We start from the raw sequence: 22,626 nt of genomic DNA on the forward strand, positions 1-22,626 counted from the left end.
CCAGGTCGGTTCGGGACGCCGACTGTCGTACGACATGCCGAACAAGGGAATTGATGCCGTGGCAGCCGAAGCCTCCGCCGCCCCCACCTCCGGGAAGCTCACCATCGACCTCGGCACCGACACGGGCCCCTTCCACGGAGGCGCGAGCGGCACGCTCTACGGCCTTTACGGCGACGGCGTCCCCAGCCGCAACGTCGTCGAGGGCATGTACGTCCGCACGGTCTCCACCAAGGCCCAGGACGGCGTCCAGCACCCGGGCGCCGACGCCCTGGAGATGCTGCGCCCCTTCGTCGAGGCGGGCGGCAAGGACGTCTACGTCTACCTGACCGACATCTACCGCGGCTTCCCCTACGAATGGCCCGGCGCCACCGGCCCCGAGCGCCTCGCCGACTTCACGGCACGCGTCCGCAGGCACGTCGAACAGGTGCTGGCGCTCGGCGAGTACCGGTCCCATGTCGTGTACGTCCCGTTCAACGAGCCCGAGGGCAACATGTTCGGCACGGGGGAGTGGAGCTACGACGGGACCTCCTGGCGCACCGACCCGCGCGCCTACTTCACCGCCTGGCGGGACATCTACCGCCTCATCAAGGAGCTCGATCCCGACGCCCGCATCGCCGGCCCCAACACCTGCGAACTGTACGACGAGGTCAAGGGCTTCCTGGAGTTCGCGGCTGCCGAGGGCGTACTGCCCGACATCGTCACCTGGCACGAGCTGTCCTCGCCGGACGAGATCCGCACGAACGTCGCCAAGTACCGTTCCCTGGAAAGGGAGTTGGGCATCGGGCCACTCCCCGTCAACATCAACGAGTACGCCCACAACTACCACTTGTCCGTCCCGGGGCAGATGATCCAGTGGATCGCCGCGATCGAGGAGTCCAAGGTCGACGCCGACATGGCGTACTGGAACATCGACGGCAACCTCAACGACTCGGCGGTCGAGGCCAACAAGGGCAACGGACAGTGGTGGCTGTTCAACGCCTACGGCCAGTTCACGGGCAACACCGTCCAGGTCACCGCGCCCCATCCGAACGTGCAGTACACGCTCCAGGGCGTCGCCGCGCTGGACCGGGACAAGCGGCAGGCGCGGGTGCTGTTCGGCGGCGCGGGCGGTTCGGCAGACGTCGTGTTCGAGCGCGTCGACCCCGAAGTCTTCGGTACGACCGTTCACGCGCGGCTCCTGGAGATCCGCTGGACGGGCCAAGTCGGCGCCTCCGCACAGCCGTTGCGGCTCGCCGACCATGAACTCCCCGTCGTGGACGGAAAAGTGACGCTCCGTCTGGCGGACCTGGAGGAGATGTCGGCGTACCAGGTGATCCTGTCCCCGGGCGGCGAAGGGGCCGTAGCGCTGCCGCCCTCGGTCGGCTGGCGGCGGACGTACCAGGCCGAGGACGCGACCTACCTCGGTGGCGGCCGTTCCCTGAACGGGCCCGAGGGATCGCCGTCCGACGTCGACAAGTTCGCCACCTCGACCGGTTACCACGTGGGCGGACTCCGCACCGGCTCCGACGGCGTGCTCGCCTTCTCGGTCGAGGTCCCGGAGGACGGGACGTACGATGTGAGCGTCTTCGCCAACTCCTACAACCTGGCCGACGCCGTGCGCGAGCAGGGACCCACCAACGTCTTCCTCCGCGTCGACGGCCGCCGGCCGCGCGAACTCCGGCTGCCGCTCGGCTACAAGTGGGCGGTGTGGGGCCACGCCGACACCCAGGTCGAACTGACCGCCGGCGCGCACACCGTCACCCTCGCCGCCAAGGACCCCGACCTCGGTGTCACGCGGGGCGACGCGGTCGTCGACAAGCTCGACCTCGCGCTGCGTGACGACCAGGTGGCCGGGTCCGCGCTGTACGACGCCGAGTTCGCCGTCCTGGGCGGTGGCGCGCGCGTCGACTACGCGGTCAGGGGAGCCTCCGGCCCGGGTGCCGCCGTACTGCCGCGGGGTGGCTCCGCCACCTTCTGGGTGCACGCGGCGGAGGACGGGGAGGCGACGGTGACCGTCGACAGGATCGGCCTCGGGGAGGGCGAGTTGACGATCAACGGTGAGAACGTGGGGATTGTTGAACGATCCTCCGTTCCTCTCTTCCTTACGTCGGGCATCAACAAGGTCACCGTCACCGCCACCTCCGACGCCCTCGTCCTGGACCGCCTCCGGACCGGCCCTTCACGCGGCCTCCTGCCCACCTCGACGTACCCGGCCGAGGAGGGCACAACGACCGGCAGCGCCCGGGTCACCGGCGCCCACACGTTCGCCACCGGCGGCAAGGCGGTCGACGGCATCGGCGGTGGACCCGGGAACGCCCTCACCCTCACCGTGACGGCGGAGCGGGCCGGCCGGCACGCGCTCACGATCCGCTACTCCAACGGCGAGCAGGCGCCCGCCACCCACTACAACCCGGACCCGGTCTGCCGTCACGCGGACATCGCGGTCAACGGGGCCGCCCCGCGGCGCGTCCTGTTCCCCACGACCTTCCACTTCAACAACTTCCACGACCTGACCGTCCCCGTCACCCTCGACGAGGGCGCCAACACCCTCACGTTCACGGCCGACGAACTCCCGGACCACGACGGCCGGTCCAGGAACCAGTACGGCCAACGCTCCGCGTACGCCCCCGTGATCGACCAGGTGACGGTGACACCGCTGGCCTGAGGGCGGGCGGCGGGCGGGCGAACGGGCTCAGCCGTCCCCGCCCGCCGCGTGCACCCCGAACACCGCCCCCTGCGGATCCCGCAGCACCGCGATCCGCCGTACGTCGGCGACGGACCGGGGCTCCATGAGGACCGCACCGCCCGCCGCGGTCGTCGCGGCAGCGGTCGCGTGGACGTCGTTCACCGCGAAGTACGGCAGCCAGTGCGGGGACACCTGGGGCGGGAACTTGTCGTCCATCGCCATCATGCCGCCGAAGTCGGCGCCGTCGATGCCCCACTGCGGGTAGTGCGCCGAGGGCCGGACGGTCCAGCCGAACACGCTCGTGTAGAAGGCCTCGGCCCGCTCCGGCGCCCGTGTCAGCAGCTCCACCCAGCCCAGCGCGCCGGGCGAGTTGAACAGCCCGGCGCCGGGGAAGGTCCGCGCCTGCCACATCTGGAACGCGGCCCCGCCCGGGTCCAGGGCGACCGCGAAGCGCCCGATGTCGAACACGTCGGCCGGTTCCATCAGCAGCGTCCCGCCGGCCGTGCGCACCCGCTCCGCGGTCGTGTCGGCGTCCGCCACCGCGAACGACACGTTCCACGCCACCGGCTGCGACTGCTGGAACAGCGGTGTCAGGCCGGCGACCGCCGCGTCCCCGACGTGCGCGACCGTGTAGCCGCCGGCCTCCTGCCGAGGGTCGGTCTCCGGACGCCAGCCGAGCACGTCCGCGTAGAACCCCTTGGCCGCCTCGAGGTCACTGGTCCCGAGTTCGACCCAACAGGGCCCGCCGGTCACCGGCCTGTCGAGCTTCATGGCGTTCCTTCCGCAGGAAGTACCCCTTCCAGCACGCTAAGCCCGGGCCACGACCCCGGCCAACCGACACGGAACGGCCCTTGCCCGCCGTAGACCTAGATCCCCGGCCGATACCGCAGCGGATGATCCGCCGGCACCTCCACCAGCACGATCCGCGTCCCGTCCGGATCCGCCACCCACATCTCCACCAGCCCCCATGGCTCCTTCACCGGCGGCCGCGCGACCTCGACCCCTTTCGCCCGCAACTCCTCGTACGCGGCCCCCGCGTCCGCGACCTGCAACCACAGCCGCACGGCGGGTGAGGGCGGGGTGTCGGAACGTCCGGAGACCTCCAGGAATCCGCCGCCGAGGAAGTAGACGGTCCCGCGCTCCACCCCCGTGCCGAACTCCCGGTAGACGGGCAGCCCCAACTGCTCACCGTAGAAGGCGCGGGAACGGTCGGGATCGGTCGGGCGCAGCAGGATACGGCTGCTCAGTACGTGCACCATGCGGCCGGAGCCTAGTCCGCGGGCCGCGTTACTCTCGTCACTGCCGAGCCGCGCCTCTGATCGGAGTTGTGCACCATGGACACCGCCGCCACCGGACTGACCTTCCGCGACGCCACCGACGCCGATGTGGACGCCCTCGTCGTGCTGATCGAGTCGGCCTACCGGGGCGACGACAGCCGGGCCGGATGGACCACCGAGGCGGACATCCTCGAAGGGCAGCGGACCGATCCCGAGGGCGTGCTCGCGGTCATCAAGTCGCCCGACAGCCGACTGCTGGTCGTCGAACGCGACGGCCGGGTCGTCGCCTGCTGCCAGCTCGAACACCGCGGCGACCACGCCTACTTCGGGATGTTCGCCGTCAGCCCGCAGCTTCAGGGCGGCGGCCTCGGCAAGGTCATCATCGCGGAGGCGGAGCGCGCGGCCAGGGAGAGCTGGGGAGTGGGGGAGATGCACATGACCGTGATCTCCGTACGCAACGACCTCATCGCCTGGTATGAGCGCCGCGGGTATCGCCGTACGGGTCGGATGACCCCGTTCCCGTACGGCGACGAGCGGTTCGGCATTCCGCAGCGCGACGACCTTCAGTTCGAGCTGCTGGTCAAGGAACTCGCGTAGCCCTCACGCGGTGAAGCGGCCCGTGCGTTTGATCTCCGGGTAGTCGGTGGTCGCGCCGTCCAGCTCCAGGGCGCGTACCAGCCGCAGCTGGTCCTGGGTGTTCACCACCCAGCCGATGATCCTCAAGTCCGCCTTGCGGGCCGCCTCCACGACCTCCAGGGTCAGCCTGCGGATGTTCAGGCAGACCGTTTCGGCACCGGCCTCGGTGGCCCGCTCGACCACTTCGGGGCCGAAACGGCCGGCGATCAGGGCGGTGCGTACGCCGGGCACCAGGCGGGCGATCTCGGTGATCGCCTCGTCGTGGAACGAGGACACCTCGACCCGTCCGACCAGGTCCCGCCGGTGCATGACCTCGGCCAGCGCCCGCGCCGCCGCCAGGTCCTTGATCTCGGCCTGGAGCGGTGACCGGACGGCGTCCAGGACCTCCTCGAAGGTGGGTACGCGCTCGCCGCGGCCCGCGTCCAGGGTGCGCAGCTCGTCGAGGGTCCGCTCGGCGATCGGACCGGTGCCGTCGGTCGTACGGTCCACGTCGGCGTCGTGCATGACGACGAGGGCGCCGTCCCTGCTCAGATGCAGATCGAGTTCGATGACATCGAGGCCGCCCTGCTCGGCGGCGACGAAGGAACGGAGAGTGTTCTCGGGTTCGAGACCCATGACTCCGCGGTGACCGATGGTAAGGAAGTTCAAGGTTCAACTCGCTTCCGTCGACGGCGGCTCGGCTCGCGCGCGTGGGCGCGGCCGGACACCGGCGTCCACGTGGCAGAGCCGCAGCCTAACGGCAGGCCCCGGCGATGTACCCGTGCGTACACGGAGGATCGCGGAGACGGTGGCGGCCGGCCTGCGCGGCACCGGCCTCGACGGTCACCCCCGGGGTGGGCGAGTCCCGGGGCGATTGACCGGTGGCCGGTTTCGACGCCCCGGCCCCTGGGTAGCCGCGCGGTGTCTCTTCGGCGGCGTTCATGGTTTCCGGCAGGAAAAAGTTCGGTCACGGGCAGGGTTCGGCAGGATAATCTCCCGAAGATCCTCTTGCTGGGAGAAACCACATATGTATACGGTTCCCGTACGCTGGATTCTCCCGTGGAGGATGGGACATGACGGAAATTCTTGTGCAGGTGGGTTCGGAGGAGCGGGTTCCTCCCGTGACCAGGGTGGTGGAGCATCCGGCATGGCCCGTGCTCAAGGATGCCGTGGAGCGGATCCGGCCATGGCAGGCCAAGGACGGGTCGATCGACTTCGCCGCCGAGGGGGCGCCGGACCGCGCGGAGGCCGAGTACGCCGTACGCAGGGTGACGGGCGCCGTCGAGGACCTCTCCCCGCTGCTCCCGCACGACGCCGCTTATCACGCCGCTCTGGTCAGGGACCTTGAGCGGTGGGCCGCCGACGGCTTCCAGGTGCCCGACTTCCTCGACTCGCTGCTGGCCTTCCAGCCCGCCGCGAACCGCCGGGACGGACTCCAGCACCTGGTCGTCTTCCCGATGTACACGCAGAACGGCAACCCGGACCGCAACCTCGAAGCGGTCGTCCTGCGCATGGTCTGGCCCGACTGGCTGGCCGAGCTGGAGGCGACCCGCTACGACAACCCGCTGTTCTGCGGCATCACCTTCGAGGACTTCACGTCCGGCTACGACACCAACTCCGCCGTGCTCTTCCCGGAGACCATCGCCGTACGCCAGGCGCCGGAACGTTTCTCCTGGGGTGGCATCTTCTGCGACCGCGAGGCCGCCCGCTTCCGCCGGGTCACCGAGGCCGCAGTTGACATCCTCGGCATGGAACTGCCCGAGGACGTCGCGACGATGGTCGACGACCAGAAGCGCTGCGAGGAGGCCTTCGTCCTGTGGGACATGGTCCACGACCGCACCCACAGCCACGGCGACCTGCCCTTCGACCCGTTCATGATCAAGCAGCGGCAGCCGTTCTGGATGTACGGCCTCGAAGAGCTGCGCTGCGACCTCACCGCCTTCAAGGAGGCCGTGAAGCTGGAGGCGGACGGGATTCCGCAGGCCCGCGACGTGCAGTACGCCGTCCTCTGCGACCGCATGTTCCGCTTCCCGGTCACTGGAGAGCGCGTCCGCAACTACGACGGACTCGGCGGCCAGCTCCTCTTCGCCTACCTCCACAAGCACGACGTCGTCCGCTGGACCGACAACAAGCTGCACATCGACTGGCGGCGCGCCCCCGAGGTCACCAATCAGCTGTGCGCCGAGATCGAGGACCTCTACCGCGCGGGCATCGACCGCCCCAAGCTCGTCCACTGGTTCAAGGCCTACGACCTGGTCGCCACCTACCTCGCCCCGCACCCCGGTTCCAAGTGGGCCAAGGGTCACGACGCCCTGGACCTGAACCAGCCGCCGCGGAAACTCGTGGATGACGTGCTTCCGGACGAGTTTCCGCTGAGCATGTTCTATGAGGCACTCTCCAAGAAGCTCAAGAACGTGATCGCCTCGACCAAGGGCATCACCGCGGAGAGCGCCGAGCGGATCGCCGCGTGAGCGACCGTACGAACGAAGTGGCTCAGGAGGCGAGGACCATGGGGAACGGGGCGCTCAACGGCGCGGTGATCGCGGTGGCCGGAGCGGGCGGGCCGGCGGGCCACGCCGTGCTGCTGCGGCTGGCGGAGGCGGGCGCGACCGTCGTCGGCTCGGACGCGCATCCCGAGCGTCTGGCGGAGGCCGTGGACGCGGCCCGCTACGCGCACGGCGGCGCCACCGTCGTAGGCGACACCGTCGACCTGCTCGACCCGCAGGCCACCCGCGACTGGGCCGCGCACATCGAGAAGGACTTCGGCCGCGTCGACGGCCTCGTCCACCTCGTCGGCGGCTGGCGCGGCAGCGCCACCTTCACCGAGACCGACCTCGCCGACTGGGACCTGCTGGAGAAGCTGCTCATCCGCACCGTGCAGCACACCTCGCTGGCCTTCTACGACGGCCTGGAGCGCAGCGACCGCGGCCGCTACCTCCTGATCAGCGCGGCCGGCGCCAGCAAGCCCACGGCGGGCAACGCGGCGTACTCCGCCTCGAAGGCCGCCGCCGAGGCGTGGACCCTCGCCATGGCCGACGGCTACCGCAAGGCCGCACGCGAGGAGGGTCTCACCTCCGCGGCCGCCATCATGGTGGTGAAGGCGCTGGTGCACGACGCGATGCGCGCCGAACGCCCCAACGCGAAGTTCGCGGGCTTCACCGACGTCAAGGACCTCGCCGAGGCCATCGCCGGCGTCTGGGACAAGCCCGCCTCCGAAGTGAACGGAAACCGTCTGTGGCTGACCGAGAAGCCGTGAACCCTCCGAAGACCGACGCCCGTCGCCATCACGACCCGGAGATCCGCGGCTTCGCCAGCGACAACTACGCCGGCGCCCACCCCGAGGTGCTCGCCGCCCTCGCCCTCGCCAACGGCGGCCACCAGGTCGCCTACGGCGAGGACGAGTACACCGAGAACCTCCAGGGCATCATCCGCAGCCACTTCGGCGCCACGGCGGAGGCCTTCCCGGTCTTCAACGGCACCGGCGCCAACGTCGTCGCGCTCCAGGCGGTCACCGACCGCTGGGGCGCGGTGATCTGCGCCGAGAGCGCCCACATCAACGTCGACGAGGGCGGCGCCCCCGAGCGCATGGGCGGCCTGAAGCTGCTCACGGTGCCCACGCCCGACGGCAAGCTCACGCCCGAACTGATCGACCGGCAGGCCTTCGGCTGGGACGACGAGCACCGCGCGATGCCGCAGGTCGTCTCGATCACCCAGAGCACCGAACTCGGCACCCTCTACACGCCCGAGGAGATCCGCGCGATCTGCGACCACGCCCACGCGCGCGGGATGAAGGTCCACCTCGACGGCTCCCGGATAGCCAACGCGGCGGCCTCACTTGACGTCCCCATGCGGACGTTCACCAACGCGGTCGGCGTCGACATCCTCTCCCTGGGCGGGACGAAGAACGGTGCGATCTTCGGTGAGGCGGTTGTCGTCATCAACCAGGACGCCGTCAGCCACATGAAGCACCTGCGCAAGCTGTCCATGCAGCTCGCCTCCAAGATGCGTTTCGTCTCTGTGCAGTTGGAGGCGCTGCTCGCCAAGGACCTGTGGCTGCGCAACGCCCGCCACGCGAACGAGATGGCCCAGCGCCTCGCCGAGGGCGTCCGCGCGGTGCACGGGGTGGAGATCCTCTACCCGGTGCAGGCCAACGGCGTCTTCGCCCGCCTCCCGCACGACGTGAGCGTGCGCCTTCAGCAGCGCTTCCGGTTCTACTTCTGGGACGAGGCGGCCGGCGACGTCCGCTGGATGTGCGGCTTCGACACGACCGAGGACGACGTGGACGCGTTCGTGGCGGCGCTCAAGGAGGAGATGGCCCGCTAGTCAAGCTTGAACAGACTATGCATAGGTATGCGGTCACCTGAAAAGTCATTGACTCTCGGGTGATCGCTTTCCTATGCTCTCCAGGCATGGAGCTGATCCAGAACACCCCCGACCTGTCCGCCTACTTGGCCGCCGACGAGGTCATCGACCATGGTCACCCCCTCGTGCGCGAGACGTCCGCGCGACTCGCCAAGAGTGCGGCGGACTCGTATGGCTATGCACGGCTGGCGTTCGAGTTCGTGCGGGACGCCATTCCGCACTCGCAGGACTCCGGTGATCAGCGTGTCACCTGGCGGGCCTCCGACGTCCTGGAGCAGGGCACCGGCATCTGCTACGCCAAGGCGCACGCGCTGGCCGCGCTGCTGAGGGCCGAGGACATCCCGACGGCGCTCTGCTACCAGAAGTTCGACGTGGTCCACGGGCTGGTCGCCGTGCGGTTCAACGGGGCCTGGCACCGGCAGGATCCGCGCGGCAACAAGCCGGGCGTGGACGCGCAGTTCTCCCTCGACGGCGAACGGCTGGCCTTCGTACCCGACCCGGAGTTCAATGAGCTGGACTATCCGGTCCTGTACGCTGAACCGCACCCGGTCGTGCTGAACGCCCTGAAGGCTGCCCCCGACCGGTCGTACCTGTGGCAGACACTCCCGACCGCACTCTGAGGCACCTCATGACGCTCACCCTGACCGTGTCCGACGAAGTCCGCGCCCTCGCCCCCGGTTTCACGCACGTCGCGATCGAGGCGACCGGACTGGTCAACGGGCCGAGCACCGAAGCGAGTTCGGCGCACCTCGACGATGCGGCCCGCCGGCTGGCCGTACGGCTGGACGGTCGTGCCCCGCACGAGGACCCCCACATGGTGGCCTGGCGCGAGGTGTACACGGCGTTCGGGTCGAAGCCGTCGCGCACCCGCAACTCCGCCGAGGCGCTGGCCAAGAGGGCGCTCACGGACGCCGGACTGCCCCGGATCAATGTGCTGGTCGACCTCTACAACGCCATCAGCGTCGCGTACCTGATCCCCGTTGGCGGCGAGGACACCGACCGCATCCAGGGCGGGATGACCCTCCAACGGGCCATCGGGGACGAGGAGTTCGTGACCGTCGCGGGCGGCGAGGAGGTCGTCGAACACCCCGATGCGGGCGAGGTGGTGTGGACCGACGCGGTCGGTGTCACCTGCCGCCGCTGGAACTGGCGACAGGGGCCGCGCACCAGGCTCACGGAGGAATCGACGTCCGCCGTCTTCCTGTTGGAGAGCCTGGCGCCGATGCCCGTCGCCGAGGTGGAACGCGCGGGCGCCGAACTCGCCGAACTGCTCGAGAAGTTCAGCCCCGGGGCGCAGATCACCGTCCACGCCCCGGCGTGACGATTCAGCGCGCCTCGGCCGCCTTGACCTCTTCGGGAGTGGGTGCCGTACCGCCGAGATGGGCCGGCATCCACCACGTGTCGTCCGGGCCCTTGGGGCGTACCGGATAGGCGCGCTGAGCGGCCTCCAGCAGCTCCTGGACGCGCTCGCGCAGCCGACGGGTGATCGCGCCCGCGTACTGGTCCTGCGGGGCCTCCACCGGCTCGCCGACCCGGATGGTGATCGGGGTGTGGCTGCGCTTGAAGTTCTTCGGGTGGCCCTTGGTCCACAGCCGCTGCGTGCCCCACAGGGCCATCGGGATCAGCGGGACGCCGGCCTCCTGGGCCATGCGCGCGGCACCGGACTTGAAGCTCTTCAGGGTGAAGGACTGCGAGATCGTCGCCTCGGGGAAGACGCCGACGATCTCGCCGGACCGCAGCGACTCCAGCGCGTGCTGGTAGGCGGTCTCGCCCTGCTTGCGGTCCACCGGGATGTGCTTCATGCCGCGCATCAGCGGACCGGAGATCTTGTGCCGGAACACCGACTCCTTCGCCATGAAGCGCACCAGGCGCTTCTGCGGCAGGGCGGCCAGGCCGTCGAAGATGAAGTCCAGGTAGCTGATGTGGTTGCTGACCAGCACAGCGCCGCCCGAGCGCGGAATGTTCTCCGATCCCTTGAGGTCGATCTTGAGGTCCCAGACCTTGAACAACGTTTGGGCGAGACCGACGACGGGGCGGTAGACAAGCTCAGCCATGGACGGGGTGGACCCTTCTCTCTGCCTGAAGGGGGTCTCCGGGCGGGAAAGTTACGCAGCCGTAGGTTTACGGCATTGCGCAGATCGTGCCCGAAGAACGAACGACTGGCCAGTCCTCGTGCCGGAGAAGGGCGAGATCCTCGTCACGTCCATCACTTGATCCACCTCGGACTTTTAAATTGCCTTTACTCTGCGCGAACCGTCACCCGCCGTACGAGCAGGTACATCTCGCACCCCAAGCAGTACCCGAACGCGGCATTGAGGAACGCGGCGGCCAGCGCGGCACCCGTCGCCGCGAGCCCCAGCCAGGTCGGTCCCACGCCGAAACCGACCAGACCCACCCCCGCGAAGACCAGCCCGACCGCCTGCGCGAACCGCGGCGGCCCCGGCGACTCGAACTCGGTCGGCGGCCCGATCCGCGGCCGTACGGCCTTCCGGAACAGCCAGCCGTACGGCGAACGGCCCACGCCGCGCGCCGCGCCCAGCGCGAACGCCAGGGTCTGCCACGCCAGCAGCCAGAAGCTGCCGGTGACCAGCACGACCGCCAGTACTACGGTCGTCAGGGCCGCGCCGAAGCGCGGTCCTCGTACGTCGATGTCCATGAATCAAGGATTCCGCAGCGGAAAGGATTCCGGGTGCCGGGAATCTTTGCAGTCTCGTGAACGCTGGAAGGGCCGATGACCGGACTTGTGGTGTGCGTGGTGGTGCTCGCGGCGGCGAGCGCCTACGGAGTGCTGCATCGGCGGCGGAGCGGGAGAGTACGGGTGCGCGGGCGCGACGGCGGAAAACGGCTCGGCGCCGCCGAGTTGGGCGGCGACCTCGGCGAGAAGGCGACCCTGGTGCAGTTCTCCAGCGCCTTCTGCGCCCCCTGCCGGGCCACCCGCCGGGTGCTGGGCGAGGTGGCCGGCATGGTCCCCGGAGTGCGTCACATCGAGATCGACGCCGAGGACCACCTGGACCTCGTGCGGGAACTCGACATCCTGAAGACCCCCACCGTGCTGGTGCTCGACGCGGACGGACGGGTCGTGCGGCGCGCCACCGGCCTCCCCCGCAAGGCGGATGTCATCGCGGCCCTGGGGGAGGCGGTTTGACGATTCGGGCGGAAGCGGTGAGTCATCTCCCATATGCCGGAACGTACTTGACTGTGCACACCACCTATCGTCAGCCTGACCGTATGCCTTCGGAACTCCTTCTTTTCGGGCGGGCGCACGTCGACCTCGCACGCACCGCGAGCGCGTGCTGTCCGGGCTGTTGAGCAGCCACGGTCCAGCTCGTCGCCTCCCCAAGAAGGACAGCCCCATGACGGCCACGCCCGATCTCGGCACCTCCCAGCTCGCCTCTCCCGACCTGCTGCGTTCCGTCTTCCGGCAGCACGCCGCCGGTGTGGCGGTGATCACCGCGCGCGGTGAGACCGGTCCGGTCGGCTTCACCGCCACCTCCCTCAGCTCCGTCTCGGCCCAGCCCCCGATGCTGTCCTTCGGGATCAGCACCGGCGCGTCGAGCTGGCCCGCGATATCCGGGGCCGACCATGTCGGCGTGCACATACTCGGCGAGCACCAGGAGCAGTTGGCCGCCACCTTCGCCCGCAGCGGCGCCGACCGGTTCGGGGCGACCACCGTCTGGCACGAGGGTCCCGAGGGCGTACCGGTCCTCGGCGGCGTGCTCGCCTGGCTGGTGTGCCGGGTCGTCGCGCGCGTGCCCGCCGGGGACCACCGCATCGTCATCGCCGAGGTCGTCCTCGGTGACCACGCCGGCTCCGGCCGCCCGCTCCTCTACCACCAGGGCCGCTTCAACGGACTGCGTGACTGAGGCCACTCCCGGTGGGTGACGGGCCACCCTGCGGAAGCGTCGAGTTCCGATTACGCTGCGTTGCACAGGTCACAGTTCAAAGCGCTTGCTTAGCGGGCACCTGCTGAGGGAGCGTAGTCCTGCGTACTGGCGAGTAATATTTCGCTCGGAGCACCGGCCGCCCGCACCGGGAACGGCCGTTCAAGGCGCCTATGCTGCCTGGAAGTAGGCAGCCGAAAAATGACGATGCAGTAGGAGAGCCGGCGTGAGCTTGAGGATCGTTGTCACTGTGAAGTACGTGCCCGACGCCACTGGCGACCGGCACTTCGCCGATGACCTGACCGTCGACCGGGACGACGTGGACGGTCTGCTCTCCGAGCTCGACGAGTACGCGGTCGAGCAGGCGCTGCAGATCTCCGAGAACTCGGACGACGACGTCGAGATCACCGTCCTGACGGTGGGCCCGGAGGACGCCAAGGACGCCCTGCGCAAGGCGCTGTCCATGGGTGCCGACAAGGCGATCCACGTCGAGGACGACGATCTGCACGGCACCGACGTCATCGGCACCTCCCTGGTGCTGGCCAAGGCGATCGAGAAGGCCGGCTTCGACCTGGTCGTCTCCGGCATGGCCTCCACCGACGGCACCGCCGGTGTGATCCCCGCCCTGCTGGCCGAGCGCCTGGGCGTCCCCCAGGTCACGCTGCTCTCCGAGGTCTCCGTCGCGGACGGCGTCGTCAAGGGCCGCCGGGACGGCGACTCCGCCTCCGAGCAGCTGGAGGCCTCCCTGCCGGCCGTCGTCTCCGTCACCGACCAGTCGGGCGAGGCGCGTTACCCGTCCTTCAAGGGCATCATGGCCGCCAAGAAGAAGCCGGTTCAGGCCTGGGACCTCTCCGACCTGGAGATCGACACCGACGAGGTCGGCCTCGAAGGCGCCTGGACCGCCGTCGACTCCGCGGCCCAGCGCCCCGCGCGCACCGCCGGCACGATCGTCAAGGACGAGGGCGAGGGCGGCAAGCAGCTCGCCGAGTTCCTCGCGGGCCAGAAGTTCATCTAAGGCCCCAGGGCCACGGCCCGCCGCAGGCTCCCTCACCGCCCCTCAGACTTCGCAAGCACGCAGGAGACCATTCCCATGGCTGAAGTTCTCGTCTACGTCGACCACGTGGACGGTGCCGTCCGCAAGCCCACCCTGGAGCTGCTGACCCTGGCCCGCCGCATCGGCGAGCCCGTCGCCGTCGCCCTCGGCTCCGGTGCCGAGAACACCGCCGCCGCGCTCGCCGAGCACGGCGCGGTGAAGGTGCTCACGCACGACGCCGCCGAGTACGCCGACTACCTCGTCGTACCGAAGGTGGACGCCCTCCAGGCCGCCTACGAGTCCGTCTCGCCGGCGGCCGTCCTGGTGCCGTCCTCCGCCGAGGGCAAGGAGATCGCCGCCCGCCTCGCGGTGCGTATCGGCTCCGGCATCATCACCGACGCCACCGACCTGGAGGCCGGTGACGAGGGCCCGGTCGCGACCCAGTCGGTGTTCGCCGCCTCCTTCACCACCAAGACCCGTGTCTCCAAGGGCACCCCGGTCATCACCGTGAAGCCGAACTCGGCCGCCGTGGAGGCCGCCCCGGCCGCCGGCACCGTCGAGGCCCTCGCGGTCACCTTCTCGGACAAGGCCACCGGCACCAAGGTCACCGCGCGCACCCCGCGCGAGTCGACCGGCCGCCCGGAGCTGACCGAGGCCGCGATCGTCGTCTCCGGCGGCCGCGGTGTGAACGGCTCGGAGAACTTCGCGATCATCGAGGCGCTCGCCGACTCCCTCGGCGCGGCCGTCGGCGCCTCGCGCGCCGCCGTCGACGCCGGTTGGTACCCGCACTCCAACCAGGTCGGCCAGACCGGCAAGAGCGTCTCCCCGCAGCTCTACATCGCCAACGGCATCTCCGGCGCGATCCAGCACCGCGCGGGCATGCAGACCTCGAAGACGATCGTGGCCGTCAACAAGGACGCCGAGGCCCCGATCTTCGACCTCGTCGACTACGGCGTGGTCGGCGACCTCTTCGACGTCGTCCCGCAGCTCACCGAGGAGATCAACACCCGCAAGGGCTGATGTCTTCAGGCTGTACGAGGCTCCTGCGGCCCACGTGGTCGCGGGAGCCTTCGTTCATCCCAGGCTGATCGTGGACTGCACGGGCAGATGGTCGCTCGGGAACTGGCTGTTCTCGGAGAACGTGTCGATGACCGTACGGCGCACGGTGATTCCCTCGCCGACCAGGATCCAGTCGATCCGGTTCCCCTCCGGGACGAGCGCCCGATAGCCGTGGAAGGTGCCGTACAGCTGCCCGCGCCCGGCCGCCGCGTCCCAGGTGTCCCTGAGGCCGGCGCCCAGCATCGTGGCGTAGACCGAGGTGGTGTACGCGGCGGTGTTGAAGTCGCCGGTGACCACGAGCGGCAGGGAGCGGTCGAGGCGGGCGAGGCGCTCGGCGATGAGTGTGGCGGCGCGCTCGCGGGCGTACTGACTCGCGTTGTCCAGGTGGGTGTTGAGGACGTAGAACTGCCGTCCGTCGTCCCCGAGGTCGCGGAAGCGGATCCAGGTGGCGATGCGCGGGTGGGCGCCGCCCCAGGTGTTCGAGCCGATCACGGAGGGTGTGTCGGAGAGCCAGAACTGGTCGTACTCGACGGGGGCGAGCCGGCGGGTGTCGTAGAAGATCGCCGTCTCCTCGTCGTGGCTGCCGCCTTTACGGCCGCTGCCGATCCAGTCGTAGTGCGGCGCGAGGTCCTGCTTGATGTCCTGGAGCTGCCCGTAGAGGCCCTCCTGGGTGCCAATGATGTCGGGGGCCGCGCGGAGCAGCAGATCGCGCATCACCGGGCGGCGGACCTGCCAGCTGTTGGGTTCCGAGCTGCTCGCGTAGCGCAGGTTGAAGGTCATGACGTCCAGCAGACGGGTCTCGTGCCGGACGGCGTCGGCGCGTACGGTTCCGATCAGTGGTACGGCGATGGCGGCTGCCACCAGCGTGGTCAGCCCCGCGCGACGGGTCACCGTCCAGGCAGTCGACATGTGCATCCCTCCCCTTGCGAGTCAGGATGAAGGGGCGGGGCGTCGGGCGGAAGAGGGCCTCGGGGCGGGAGTGAACGCCGTGGGTTCACGCCGTGGACAGGGTGTTGACCGGCGGGAAGATCCACGGATAACTTCGTTCTACGGATTGTTGATTCCGTAGAGCGGAAACCTGGAGGCTGTGGAATGGGTCAGGGCGAGCAGGAGAAGGTGGCGACGAGCCTCGCGGGCGCGGTCGGCGAGGAGATCAGCGCCTCCCTGGCACCGGTCGACGCCGAACTGGAGCGCAGCTACCCCGGCGACCCGGGCACCCGCCAGCCCGTCCACACGGTCTACGTCCCCGGTGACGTCTTCGCCGCCGACACGATCCGCACCTGGGGCGACCGCGCGCTGGCCGCCCTCGACGAACACGCCCCCGACGCCGCCTCCTTCGCCGCCGTCCTCGGCCTCTCCGACGAACTCGCCGAACCCGTGCACGCGCGCGTGCGGGCCAAGTTGGAGCGCGAGCCCGTCGAGGACCTGCGGGTCGACTTCGAGGACGGCTACGGCCCCCGCCCCGACGCCGAGGAGGACGAGGCGGCCGCCCGTGCGGCCCGGCTGATCGCCGAGGCGTACGCGAAGGGCACGGCGGCGCCGTACATGGGTATCCGGATGAAGTGCATGGAGGCTCCGGTGCGCGACCGGGGCATCCGCACCCTCGACATCTTCCTGACCGGACTGATGGCGGCCGGCGGACTGCCCGAGGGGCTGGTCCTGACCCTGCCCAAGGTCACCTACGCCGAACAGGTCACCGCGATGGTGCGACTTCTGGAGGCTTTCGAGAAGGCGCACGGGCTCGACGCCGGCCGGATCGGCTTCGAGATCCAGATCGAGACCAGCCAGTCCATCCTGGCCACGGACGGGACCGCCACGGTCGCCCGCATGATCCAGGCCGCCGAGGGCCGTGCCACCGGCCTGCACTACGGCACCTTCGACTACAGCGCCTGTCTCGGTGTCTCCGCCGCATATCAGGCCAGCGACCACCCGGCCGCCGACCACGCGAAGGCCGTCATGCAGGTCGCGGCGGCGGGGACGGGCGTACGCGTCTCGGACGGTTCGACCAATGTGCTCCCTGTCGGTCCGACGGCACAGGTCCACGACGCCTGGCGGCTGCACTACGGCCTCACCCGGCGGGCACTGGCCCGCGCGTACTACCAGGGCTGGGACATGCACCCCGGCCACATCCCCACCCGCTACGCGGCCGTCTTCGCCTTCTACCGCGAGGGCTTCGAGCAGGCCGCCGCCCGCCTCGCCCGCTACGCCAACCGGGCCGGCGGCGACGTCATGGACGAGCCCGCGACCGCCAAGGCCCTCAGCGGCTATCTGCTGCGCGGCCTCGACTGCGGCGCGCTCGACATCGCCGAGGTGGCCACGGCCACCGGGCTGACCCGGACGGACCTGGAGGGCTTCGCGGCGCCCCGCCGGGGCGACCTGACGGCGTCCGCGAAGTAGCGGACCTGTCACAGCTGTCGCCGCCCCCTCCCGTTGTCACTGCCGCCCCGTAGGCTGTACGGCGTTCATGGATGTGCCACAGGAACGGAGCGGCAGTGTCTTCGGGGGAGAACGGACGCGTGGACGGAGCCGGCCGGCTGCTGGCCGGGCGCTATCGCGTCGTGGCCCGGCTCGGCCGCGGCGGCATGGGCGTGGTCTGGCGCGCCGTCGACGAGGTCCTCGGCCGTGAGGTAGCGGTCAAGGAACTGCGCACCTTCACCGACGACTACGCGCCCCAGCTCGCCGATCTACGGCTGCGGATGCAGCGCGAGGCACGGGCGGCGGCGCGGGTCCGCCATCCCGGTGTCGTCGCCGTGCACGACATCGCGGAGGTCGACGGACGCCCGCTGATCGTCATGGAGTTGATCGACGGTCCCTCCCTGGACGACGTGCTGAGCGAACGCGGCCCCGTCGACCCGCGCGAGGCGGCCGGGATCGGCGCGAAGGTCATGGACGCGCTGGCCGCGGCGCACTCCGTGGGTGTACTGCACCGTGATGTGAAGCCGGGCAACATCCTCCTGGAGCGCTCGGGCCGGGTCGTCCTCACGGACTTCGGCATAGCGACCATGGACGACCCGGGCGACGGCTCCGCCACGCACCTCACGCGCAGCGGCGAACTCATCGGTTCCCTGGACTACTTGGCCCCCGAGCGCGCGCAGGGCGCCGACCCCGGCCCGGCCTCCGACGTCTGGGCCCTGGGCGCCACGCTGTACGCGGCCGTCGAGGGCGCCTCACCGTTCCGCCGCACCTCGACGTACTCCACCCTCACGGCGATCGTCGACGAGCCCCTGCCGGAACCCCACCGCGCCGGTCCGCTCACCCCCGTCCTGCGCCAACTCCTCGACAAACGCCCCGAGTTGCGCCCCGACGCCGACCAGGCGCGGGAGTTGCTGGAAGCGGTGGCGCAGGCGCCGGAGACGGACTCGCCGACGACCCTGTTGCGGGGGGCCGGGGGAGGGCTTGCTGCGGTCTCGGGCGGCTTCGGGGCGGGGGAACCCGCGCCGAGCGAGAGCGCGGGGCCGGAAGCGGCCGAGTCGGCGTTGGACGGGAGCGCGGGTCCCGGAGTGGGCCGGCAGGACTCCGGTTCAGCTGCGCGGCCGACCGGACCGGATGCCCTTCCGCCCGATTCCACGCCCGTTTCCGCACCTGCCGTCACGCCCGACCCCACGCCCCCTCCCACCTCCGTACCCCAGGGCTTCGGCCCACCCCTCGCCCCGGTGCCCCACCCGACCCCACCGACCGGGCCGATAGCCCACCCCGCGCGCACCCGCCGCAAGGCACAAGTCCTGATCGCCGCCGCTGCCGCAGCGGTCGTCCTCGCCAGTGCCGGAGTGGTCGTCGCCCACTACGTCAACTCCGGTGAAGAGTCGGTCACTTCGCGGGGCGGCTCACCCCCGGCCCAGGACGCCGGTGGCGCCTCGCCCACCGCACGCGCGGACGCCAAGCGCTCGGACTCCGCAAAGCCCACGGGACAGGGCGCCGATGGAACTCAGGCGCCGACGGAGCGGCACACCGGCAAGGGTGGGGACACGACAGCCGGTCAGTCTCCGACCGCCTCGCCGAGCAGGTTCACGTCCTCCGGCGGCGGAGGTACGGGCGCCAACAGCACCCCCACCAACGGAACCAGCCCCAGTTCCAGCCCCGCCCCGGCCTGCCAGTCCATCGGCGGCGGCAAGTACAACTGCCAGGTGTGGCGCACCGCCAAGTCCTACACCGCGTCCGGCACCGAGGCCGGCGTCCTCGGCGCGGGCACCAACTACTTCTACTGCCAGGCGAATCTGGGCCGCCGCGAGACCTACGGCCAGTGGACCAACGTCTGGTGGGCGAAGACGGACGACGACAGTGGCAACACGAACGTCTATGTCAGCGACGTCTACATCAAGGGCGGGGGCAACGACGAACCGGTCCCGGGGCTGCCGGTCTGCTGAGACCCCACGAAGCGCTCCAGGCCGGACACCGTCACCCACCCCTCCTCCCGGAACAGCCGCGTACCCCGCTCGCACAACTCCCGGTCGGCGCGCGCCCGCGCGCAGAACTCCTCCGGCGTCCGCCCGAACAGCTTCCTCAACTCCGGTGAGGCGGCGAGAAGTTCGGTGAGCAGCGCCCGCTCGCCCGGATGCCGGCGCGGCACACCCGTGCCGTCACGCAACACCCCGTACCGGTTGACATAGACATACGCGCCCCGCAGCGACTCCCCGGAGTCCGACGACGTGAAACGGAACTCGGGCCCGGTCAACCACGCCCGGTCGAACGCCACTTCACTCGCGTCCACCACCGCGAGCTGCCGCGCGTCGAACCACGTCACGAACAACTCCCCTACGACACCCGGTGAGTCGACCGGCGACGCGGACACATAGCCCACGCGGCTCACATGCGCGGACACGCCGACGTCGACACCGGTGACCCGGACCTTCACCATCGGGACGGGGGAGTCGATCCCGAACTCCGCCATCTTGTGCCGCAGTTGGGCGGGGGAGGCGTTGGAGCCGATGGCGAGGACGGGGGTGCGGTCCTCGTAGGTGACGTGGTCGTCCAGGGGCAACAGCCGGTCCCCGACGAGGAGTCCGGAGGTGGTGGGCCAGGCACCCGGGTAGTCGAGCGGGAAGTCGCGCGGCGCCCGGGCCAGCCCCAGATCCTCCAGCATACGGCCGTTCACGGGGCGGCTCAGTCCGACGGCGGCAGTTCGCCCGAGCCCCGGGTGATCAGCCGGGTCGGCAACTCGATGCGTTCCGGGGCGATGAGCGTGCCGTCCAGTTGGCGGAAGAGGCGGTCGGCGGCGGTACGGCCGAGGGCCGCCGCGTCCTGGGCGACGACGGTCACGCCCGGCTGGAGCAGGTCGGCGAGTTCGAAGTCGTCGAAGCCCACGAGGGCGATCCGGCGGGCCTGTTCGGCGAGTACCCGGACGACGGTGACCGTCACGCGGTTGTTGCCGGCGAAGACGGCGGTGACGGGGGAGGGGCCGGACAGCATCTCCTCGGCGGCCCGGCGTACCCGGATCGGGTCGGTCACGCCGAGGGACATCCAGGCGTCCTCGACGGCTATTCCGGCGTCCTCCATGGCGGCCCGGTAACCGCGCAAGCGCTCGGCCGCGGTGTGGATGCGGGGCATGTCGCCGATGAAGCCGATGCGCCGGTGGCCGTGGGAGATGAGGTGGGTGACCCCCTCGTGCGCGCCGCCGTAGCTGTCGGACAGGACGACGTCGGCGTCGATCCGCCCGGCCGGACGGTCCACGAACACGGTCGCGACGCCCGCCTTGATCTCCGGTTCCAGGTAGCGGTGGTCGTCCCCGGCCGGGATCACCACAAGGCCGTCCACCCGCCGGGCGCACAGCGCGAGCACCAACTCCTGCTCGCGGTCCGGGTCTTCGGCGCTGGAGCCGTTGATCAGGAGGGCGCCGTGGGCGCGGGCCACCTCCTCGACCGCGCGGCTGAGGGGGCCGTAGAACGGGTCGGCGAGGTCCTCCAGGACGAGGCCGATGCTGGCCGTGCGGCCCTTGCGCAGGACGCGGGCGCTGTCGTTGCGGCGGAAGCCGAGGGCGTCGATGGCCTCCTGGACGCGGCGCTCGGTGTCGGGGGTGACGCCCGGTTCGCCGTTGACCACCCGTGACACCGTTTTCAGGCCGACACCGGCGCGCGCGGCCACGTCCTTCATGGTCGGACGGTTGCCGTAGCGGTTCTCGGGGCGGCGGGCGGTCTCTGGCACGATGCGCTGTCCTGTCCTGTCGTCCACGGGGGATGCATAGGTCCATGGGTTTGTATGAGGATGTGGCGTCGAGCATAGAGCCTGGACAACGTTGTCATGTGCGAGAGAGACTGTCCACCGATATCTCCGGCCTGCGCCCCCACCGCGAGACCGGTCCAACTCACCTACTGGTGGTTCTGATGTTTGACGGGGAGATCTGACACTGATGCACACCGACCTCGTGGCCGCGCTCGACATCGGCGGTACCAAGATCGCCGGGGCGCTGGTGGACGGCCACGGCAAGATCCTGGTGCGCGCGCAGCGCCCGACGCCCTCGCAGGACGACGGCGACACCGTGATGCGGGCCGTGGAGGAGGTGCTCGCGGAACTCACCGCATCCCCTTCGTGGTCCCGCGCGAGCGCCCTCGGCATCGGCAGCGCGGGTCCCGTGGACGCCTCCGCGGGCACCGTGAGCCCCGTCAACGTGCCCGGCTGGCGCGACTACCCGCTCGTCGAGCGGGTGCGCGCGGCGGCCGGTGACCTGCCCGTCGAGCTGATCGGCGACGGTGTGGCCATCACGGCGGCCGAGCACTGGCAGGGAGCGGCGCGCGGGCACGCCAACGCGCTGTGCATGGTGGTCTCCACGGGAGTCGGGGGCGGTCTCGTCCTCAACGGGCAGCTGCACCCCGGGCCGACGGGCAACGCGGGCCACATCGGCCACATCAGCGTGGACCTGGACGGCGACCCCTGTCCCTGTGGTTCGCGCGGCTGCGTCGAGCGGATCGCCAGCGGGCCCAACATCGCCCGGCGGGCGGTCGAGGGCGGCTGGCGGCCGGGCCCGGACGGCGACACCTCGGCCGCCGCGGTGGCCGCCGCCGCCCGCGCGGGCGACCCGGTGGCCGTCGCCTCCTTCGAACGGGCCGCACAGGCCCTCGCGGCCGGTATCGCGGCCACCGCGACCCTCGTCGAGATCGACATCGCCGTGATCGGCGGCGGCGTCGGCAAGGCGGGCGACGTCCTCTTCACACCGCTGCGCAAGGCGTTGAGCGACTACGCGACGCTGTCCTTCGTGCAGCGCCTGACGGTGACGCCGGCTCAGATGGGCACGGACGCCGGGCTGGTGGGAGCGGCCGCGGCCGCGCTCGCCCGGCAGGCGAACAACGCGACCGCGGCCGGCGTGTGAGGCACTGACCGGACGAAACGTTCGGTCAGTGGCCTTCGTCCTTGCTCAGCAGGTGAGTTGAGCGTCCGCCAAGTCCGCGTGGTCCGAGTCGATCCCGTCGCCGCCGTCGGTGACGACGAGTCGGACCACCTGGGCGCCGGTCACGTCCGCCGTGACCGGCTGGGCGGGCATCGCGTTGGTGAGGACGCCGGTCGAGGCGACCTTCGTACCGTCCGCCCAGATCTCGAAGGCGACGGTCCCGTTGGCCCCCTTCTCGTCGTCCACACCGACGTCCGCCGTGACCTTCTCGCACGTCTTCCCGGTGTAGTACGCCACCTCGCTCTCGGCGTGGGGGGGGCGCGCCCGGGCGGGCAACCCACCACCCACACTGTTTCGAGTGACCGCCCCCCCCCCGCGCCCCCCCCGGGGGGGGGTTGGCGCAAAAGGCCCCCCCC

At 70.5% G+C, this 22,626-nt stretch carries 23 protein-coding genes; 14 read left to right on the plus strand and 9 right to left on the minus strand.

The genetic code is table 11. From position 1 onward, the window contains the following. Nucleotides 1–34: 34 nt before the first annotated feature. Nucleotides 35–2,644: a cellulosome protein gene (locus ACFXC1_RS27720; protein ID WP_381247070.1), complete on the plus strand. Its 2,610-nt coding sequence runs from the start codon at nucleotides 35–37 to the stop codon at nucleotides 2,642–2,644. A 27-nt stretch (nucleotides 2,645–2,671) separates the two neighbouring features. On the opposite strand, the gene ACFXC1_RS27725 is transcribed toward ACFXC1_RS27720, so the two are convergent. Both ACFXC1_RS27725 and ACFXC1_RS27730 read right to left on the minus strand, forming a co-directional pair. Further along, nucleotides 2,672–3,436, minus strand: a complete 765-nt coding sequence (locus ACFXC1_RS27725; RefSeq protein ID WP_381247072.1) for a VOC family protein — start codon at nucleotides 3,434–3,436, stop codon at nucleotides 2,672–2,674. 95 nt (nucleotides 3,437–3,531) lie between these two features. Continuing rightward, entirely contained in the window at nucleotides 3,532–3,924 is a 393-nt protein-coding gene (locus ACFXC1_RS27730) for a VOC family protein (RefSeq protein ID WP_381247075.1), read from the minus strand. A gap of 75 nt (nucleotides 3,925–3,999) precedes the next feature. Between ACFXC1_RS27730 and ACFXC1_RS27735 the strand changes: the two genes are divergently transcribed. Continuing rightward, nucleotides 4,000–4,539: a GNAT family N-acetyltransferase gene (locus ACFXC1_RS27735; protein WP_381247077.1), complete on the plus strand. Its 540-nt coding sequence runs from the start codon at nucleotides 4,000–4,002 to the stop codon at nucleotides 4,537–4,539. 3 nt (nucleotides 4,540–4,542) lie between these two features. Here the strand turns inward: ACFXC1_RS27735 and ACFXC1_RS27740 are convergent, their stop codons facing one another. Continuing rightward, a complete protein-coding gene (locus ACFXC1_RS27740; RefSeq protein ID WP_381247080.1) occupies nucleotides 4,543–5,226 on the minus strand; it encodes a glycerophosphodiester phosphodiesterase in 684 nt (227 codons plus the stop codon). A gap of 404 nt (nucleotides 5,227–5,630) precedes the next feature. On the opposite strand from ACFXC1_RS27740, the gene ACFXC1_RS27745 reads away from it, so the two are divergent. The 5 genes from ACFXC1_RS27745 to ACFXC1_RS27765 all read left to right on the plus strand — a co-directional run bounded on the left by ACFXC1_RS27745 (nucleotide 5,631) and on the right by ACFXC1_RS27765 (nucleotide 10,240). Beyond that, nucleotides 5,631–7,028 carry a DUF6421 family protein gene (locus ACFXC1_RS27745; protein WP_381247083.1) on the plus strand — a complete coding sequence of 466 codons (1,398 nt, stop codon included), beginning with the start codon at nucleotides 5,631–5,633 and terminating at the stop codon, nucleotides 7,026–7,028. Nucleotides 7,029–7,066: 38 nt separating this feature from the next. Then, complete coding sequence (locus tag ACFXC1_RS27750; RefSeq protein ID WP_381247757.1) at nucleotides 7,067–7,813, plus strand: SDR family NAD(P)-dependent oxidoreductase; 747 nt, start codon at nucleotides 7,067–7,069, stop codon at nucleotides 7,811–7,813. Continuing rightward, nucleotides 7,810–8,880, plus strand: a complete 1,071-nt coding sequence (locus ACFXC1_RS27755; RefSeq protein WP_381247085.1) for a threonine aldolase family protein — start codon at nucleotides 7,810–7,812, stop codon at nucleotides 8,878–8,880. Before ACFXC1_RS27750 ends, ACFXC1_RS27755 begins: the two co-directional genes overlap by 4 nt. Nucleotides 8,881–8,966: 86 nt before the next feature. Next, entirely contained in the window at nucleotides 8,967–9,539 is a 573-nt protein-coding gene (locus ACFXC1_RS27760; protein WP_381247088.1) for a transglutaminase domain-containing protein, read from the plus strand. Between the two features lie 8 nt (nucleotides 9,540–9,547). After that, the gene (locus ACFXC1_RS27765) at nucleotides 9,548–10,240 is read left to right on the plus strand and encodes a B3/B4 domain-containing protein (protein WP_381247091.1); all 693 of its coding nucleotides are present in this window, start codon (nucleotides 9,548–9,550) and stop codon (nucleotides 10,238–10,240) included. 4 nt (nucleotides 10,241–10,244) lie between these two features. Here the strand turns inward: ACFXC1_RS27765 and ACFXC1_RS27770 are convergent, their stop codons facing one another. Together ACFXC1_RS27770 and ACFXC1_RS27775 are read right to left on the minus strand one after the other, a co-directional pair. Beyond that, the gene (locus ACFXC1_RS27770; protein ID WP_381247093.1) at nucleotides 10,245–10,973 is read right to left on the minus strand and encodes a lysophospholipid acyltransferase family protein; all 729 of its coding nucleotides are present in this window, start codon (nucleotides 10,971–10,973) and stop codon (nucleotides 10,245–10,247) included. Between the two features lie 185 nt (nucleotides 10,974–11,158). Further along, the gene (locus ACFXC1_RS27775) at nucleotides 11,159–11,575 is read right to left on the minus strand and encodes a DUF4395 domain-containing protein (RefSeq protein WP_381247095.1); all 417 of its coding nucleotides are present in this window, start codon (nucleotides 11,573–11,575) and stop codon (nucleotides 11,159–11,161) included. A gap of 75 nt (nucleotides 11,576–11,650) precedes the next feature. On the opposite strand from ACFXC1_RS27775, the gene ACFXC1_RS27780 reads away from it, so the two are divergent. From ACFXC1_RS27780 to ACFXC1_RS27795, 4 genes are all read left to right on the plus strand, one after another. Further along, the gene (locus ACFXC1_RS27780; protein ID WP_381247099.1) at nucleotides 11,651–12,064 is read left to right on the plus strand and encodes a TlpA family protein disulfide reductase; all 414 of its coding nucleotides are present in this window, start codon (nucleotides 11,651–11,653) and stop codon (nucleotides 12,062–12,064) included. 208 nt (nucleotides 12,065–12,272) lie between these two features. Next, nucleotides 12,273–12,782, plus strand: a complete 510-nt coding sequence (locus ACFXC1_RS27785) for a flavin reductase family protein (protein ID WP_381247101.1) — start codon at nucleotides 12,273–12,275, stop codon at nucleotides 12,780–12,782. Between the two features lie 244 nt (nucleotides 12,783–13,026). After that, nucleotides 13,027–13,815, plus strand: a complete 789-nt coding sequence (locus ACFXC1_RS27790) for an electron transfer flavoprotein subunit beta/FixA family protein (protein ID WP_381247104.1) — start codon at nucleotides 13,027–13,029, stop codon at nucleotides 13,813–13,815. Nucleotides 13,816–13,890: 75 nt separating this feature from the next. Next, the gene (locus ACFXC1_RS27795) at nucleotides 13,891–14,853 is read left to right on the plus strand and encodes an electron transfer flavoprotein subunit alpha/FixB family protein (protein WP_381247107.1); all 963 of its coding nucleotides are present in this window, start codon (nucleotides 13,891–13,893) and stop codon (nucleotides 14,851–14,853) included. A gap of 54 nt (nucleotides 14,854–14,907) precedes the next feature. Here ACFXC1_RS27795 and ACFXC1_RS27800 read toward each other — a convergent pair whose 3' ends face one another. Further along, a complete protein-coding gene (locus tag ACFXC1_RS27800; protein WP_381247110.1) occupies nucleotides 14,908–15,801 on the minus strand; it encodes an endonuclease/exonuclease/phosphatase family protein in 894 nt (297 codons plus the stop codon). A gap of 183 nt (nucleotides 15,802–15,984) precedes the next feature. On the opposite strand from ACFXC1_RS27800, the gene ACFXC1_RS27805 reads away from it, so the two are divergent. After that, nucleotides 15,985–17,289, plus strand: a complete 1,305-nt coding sequence (locus tag ACFXC1_RS27805; protein WP_381247113.1) for a DUF6986 family protein — start codon at nucleotides 15,985–15,987, stop codon at nucleotides 17,287–17,289. 71 nt (nucleotides 17,290–17,360) lie between these two features. Further along, a complete protein-coding gene (locus tag ACFXC1_RS27810; RefSeq protein ID WP_381247116.1) occupies nucleotides 17,361–19,256 on the plus strand; it encodes a serine/threonine-protein kinase in 1,896 nt (631 codons plus the stop codon). Here the strand turns inward: ACFXC1_RS27810 and ACFXC1_RS27815 are convergent. Then, on the minus strand, nucleotides 19,202–19,972 hold the full coding sequence (locus ACFXC1_RS27815; protein WP_381247760.1) for a hypothetical protein: 771 nt from the start codon (nucleotides 19,970–19,972) through the stop codon (nucleotides 19,202–19,204). The genes ACFXC1_RS27810 and ACFXC1_RS27815 overlap by 55 nt on opposite strands. A gap of 20 nt (nucleotides 19,973–19,992) precedes the next feature. Next, nucleotides 19,993–21,030 (minus strand): LacI family DNA-binding transcriptional regulator, encoded by a 1,038-nt coding sequence (locus ACFXC1_RS27820; RefSeq protein ID WP_381247119.1) that lies wholly within the window; start codon nucleotides 21,028–21,030, stop codon nucleotides 19,993–19,995. Nucleotides 21,031–21,235: 205 nt separating this feature from the next. Here ACFXC1_RS27820 and ACFXC1_RS27825 point away from each other — a divergent pair, with 205 nt between their 5' ends. Continuing rightward, a complete protein-coding gene (locus ACFXC1_RS27825) occupies nucleotides 21,236–22,192 on the plus strand; it encodes an ROK family protein (RefSeq protein WP_381247121.1) in 957 nt (318 codons plus the stop codon). A 45-nt stretch (nucleotides 22,193–22,237) separates the two neighbouring features. On the opposite strand, the gene ACFXC1_RS27830 is transcribed toward ACFXC1_RS27825, so the two are convergent. Further along, the coding region (locus ACFXC1_RS27830; RefSeq protein WP_463294362.1) for an NPCBM/NEW2 domain-containing protein at nucleotides 22,238–22,626 on the minus strand (389 nt) is incomplete at its 5' end.

Origin of the sequence: Streptomyces hokutonensis (assembly GCF_042751305.1) — a bacterium.
Lineage (GTDB): Bacteria > Actinomycetota > Actinomycetes > Streptomycetales > Streptomycetaceae > Streptomyces > Streptomyces hokutonensis_A.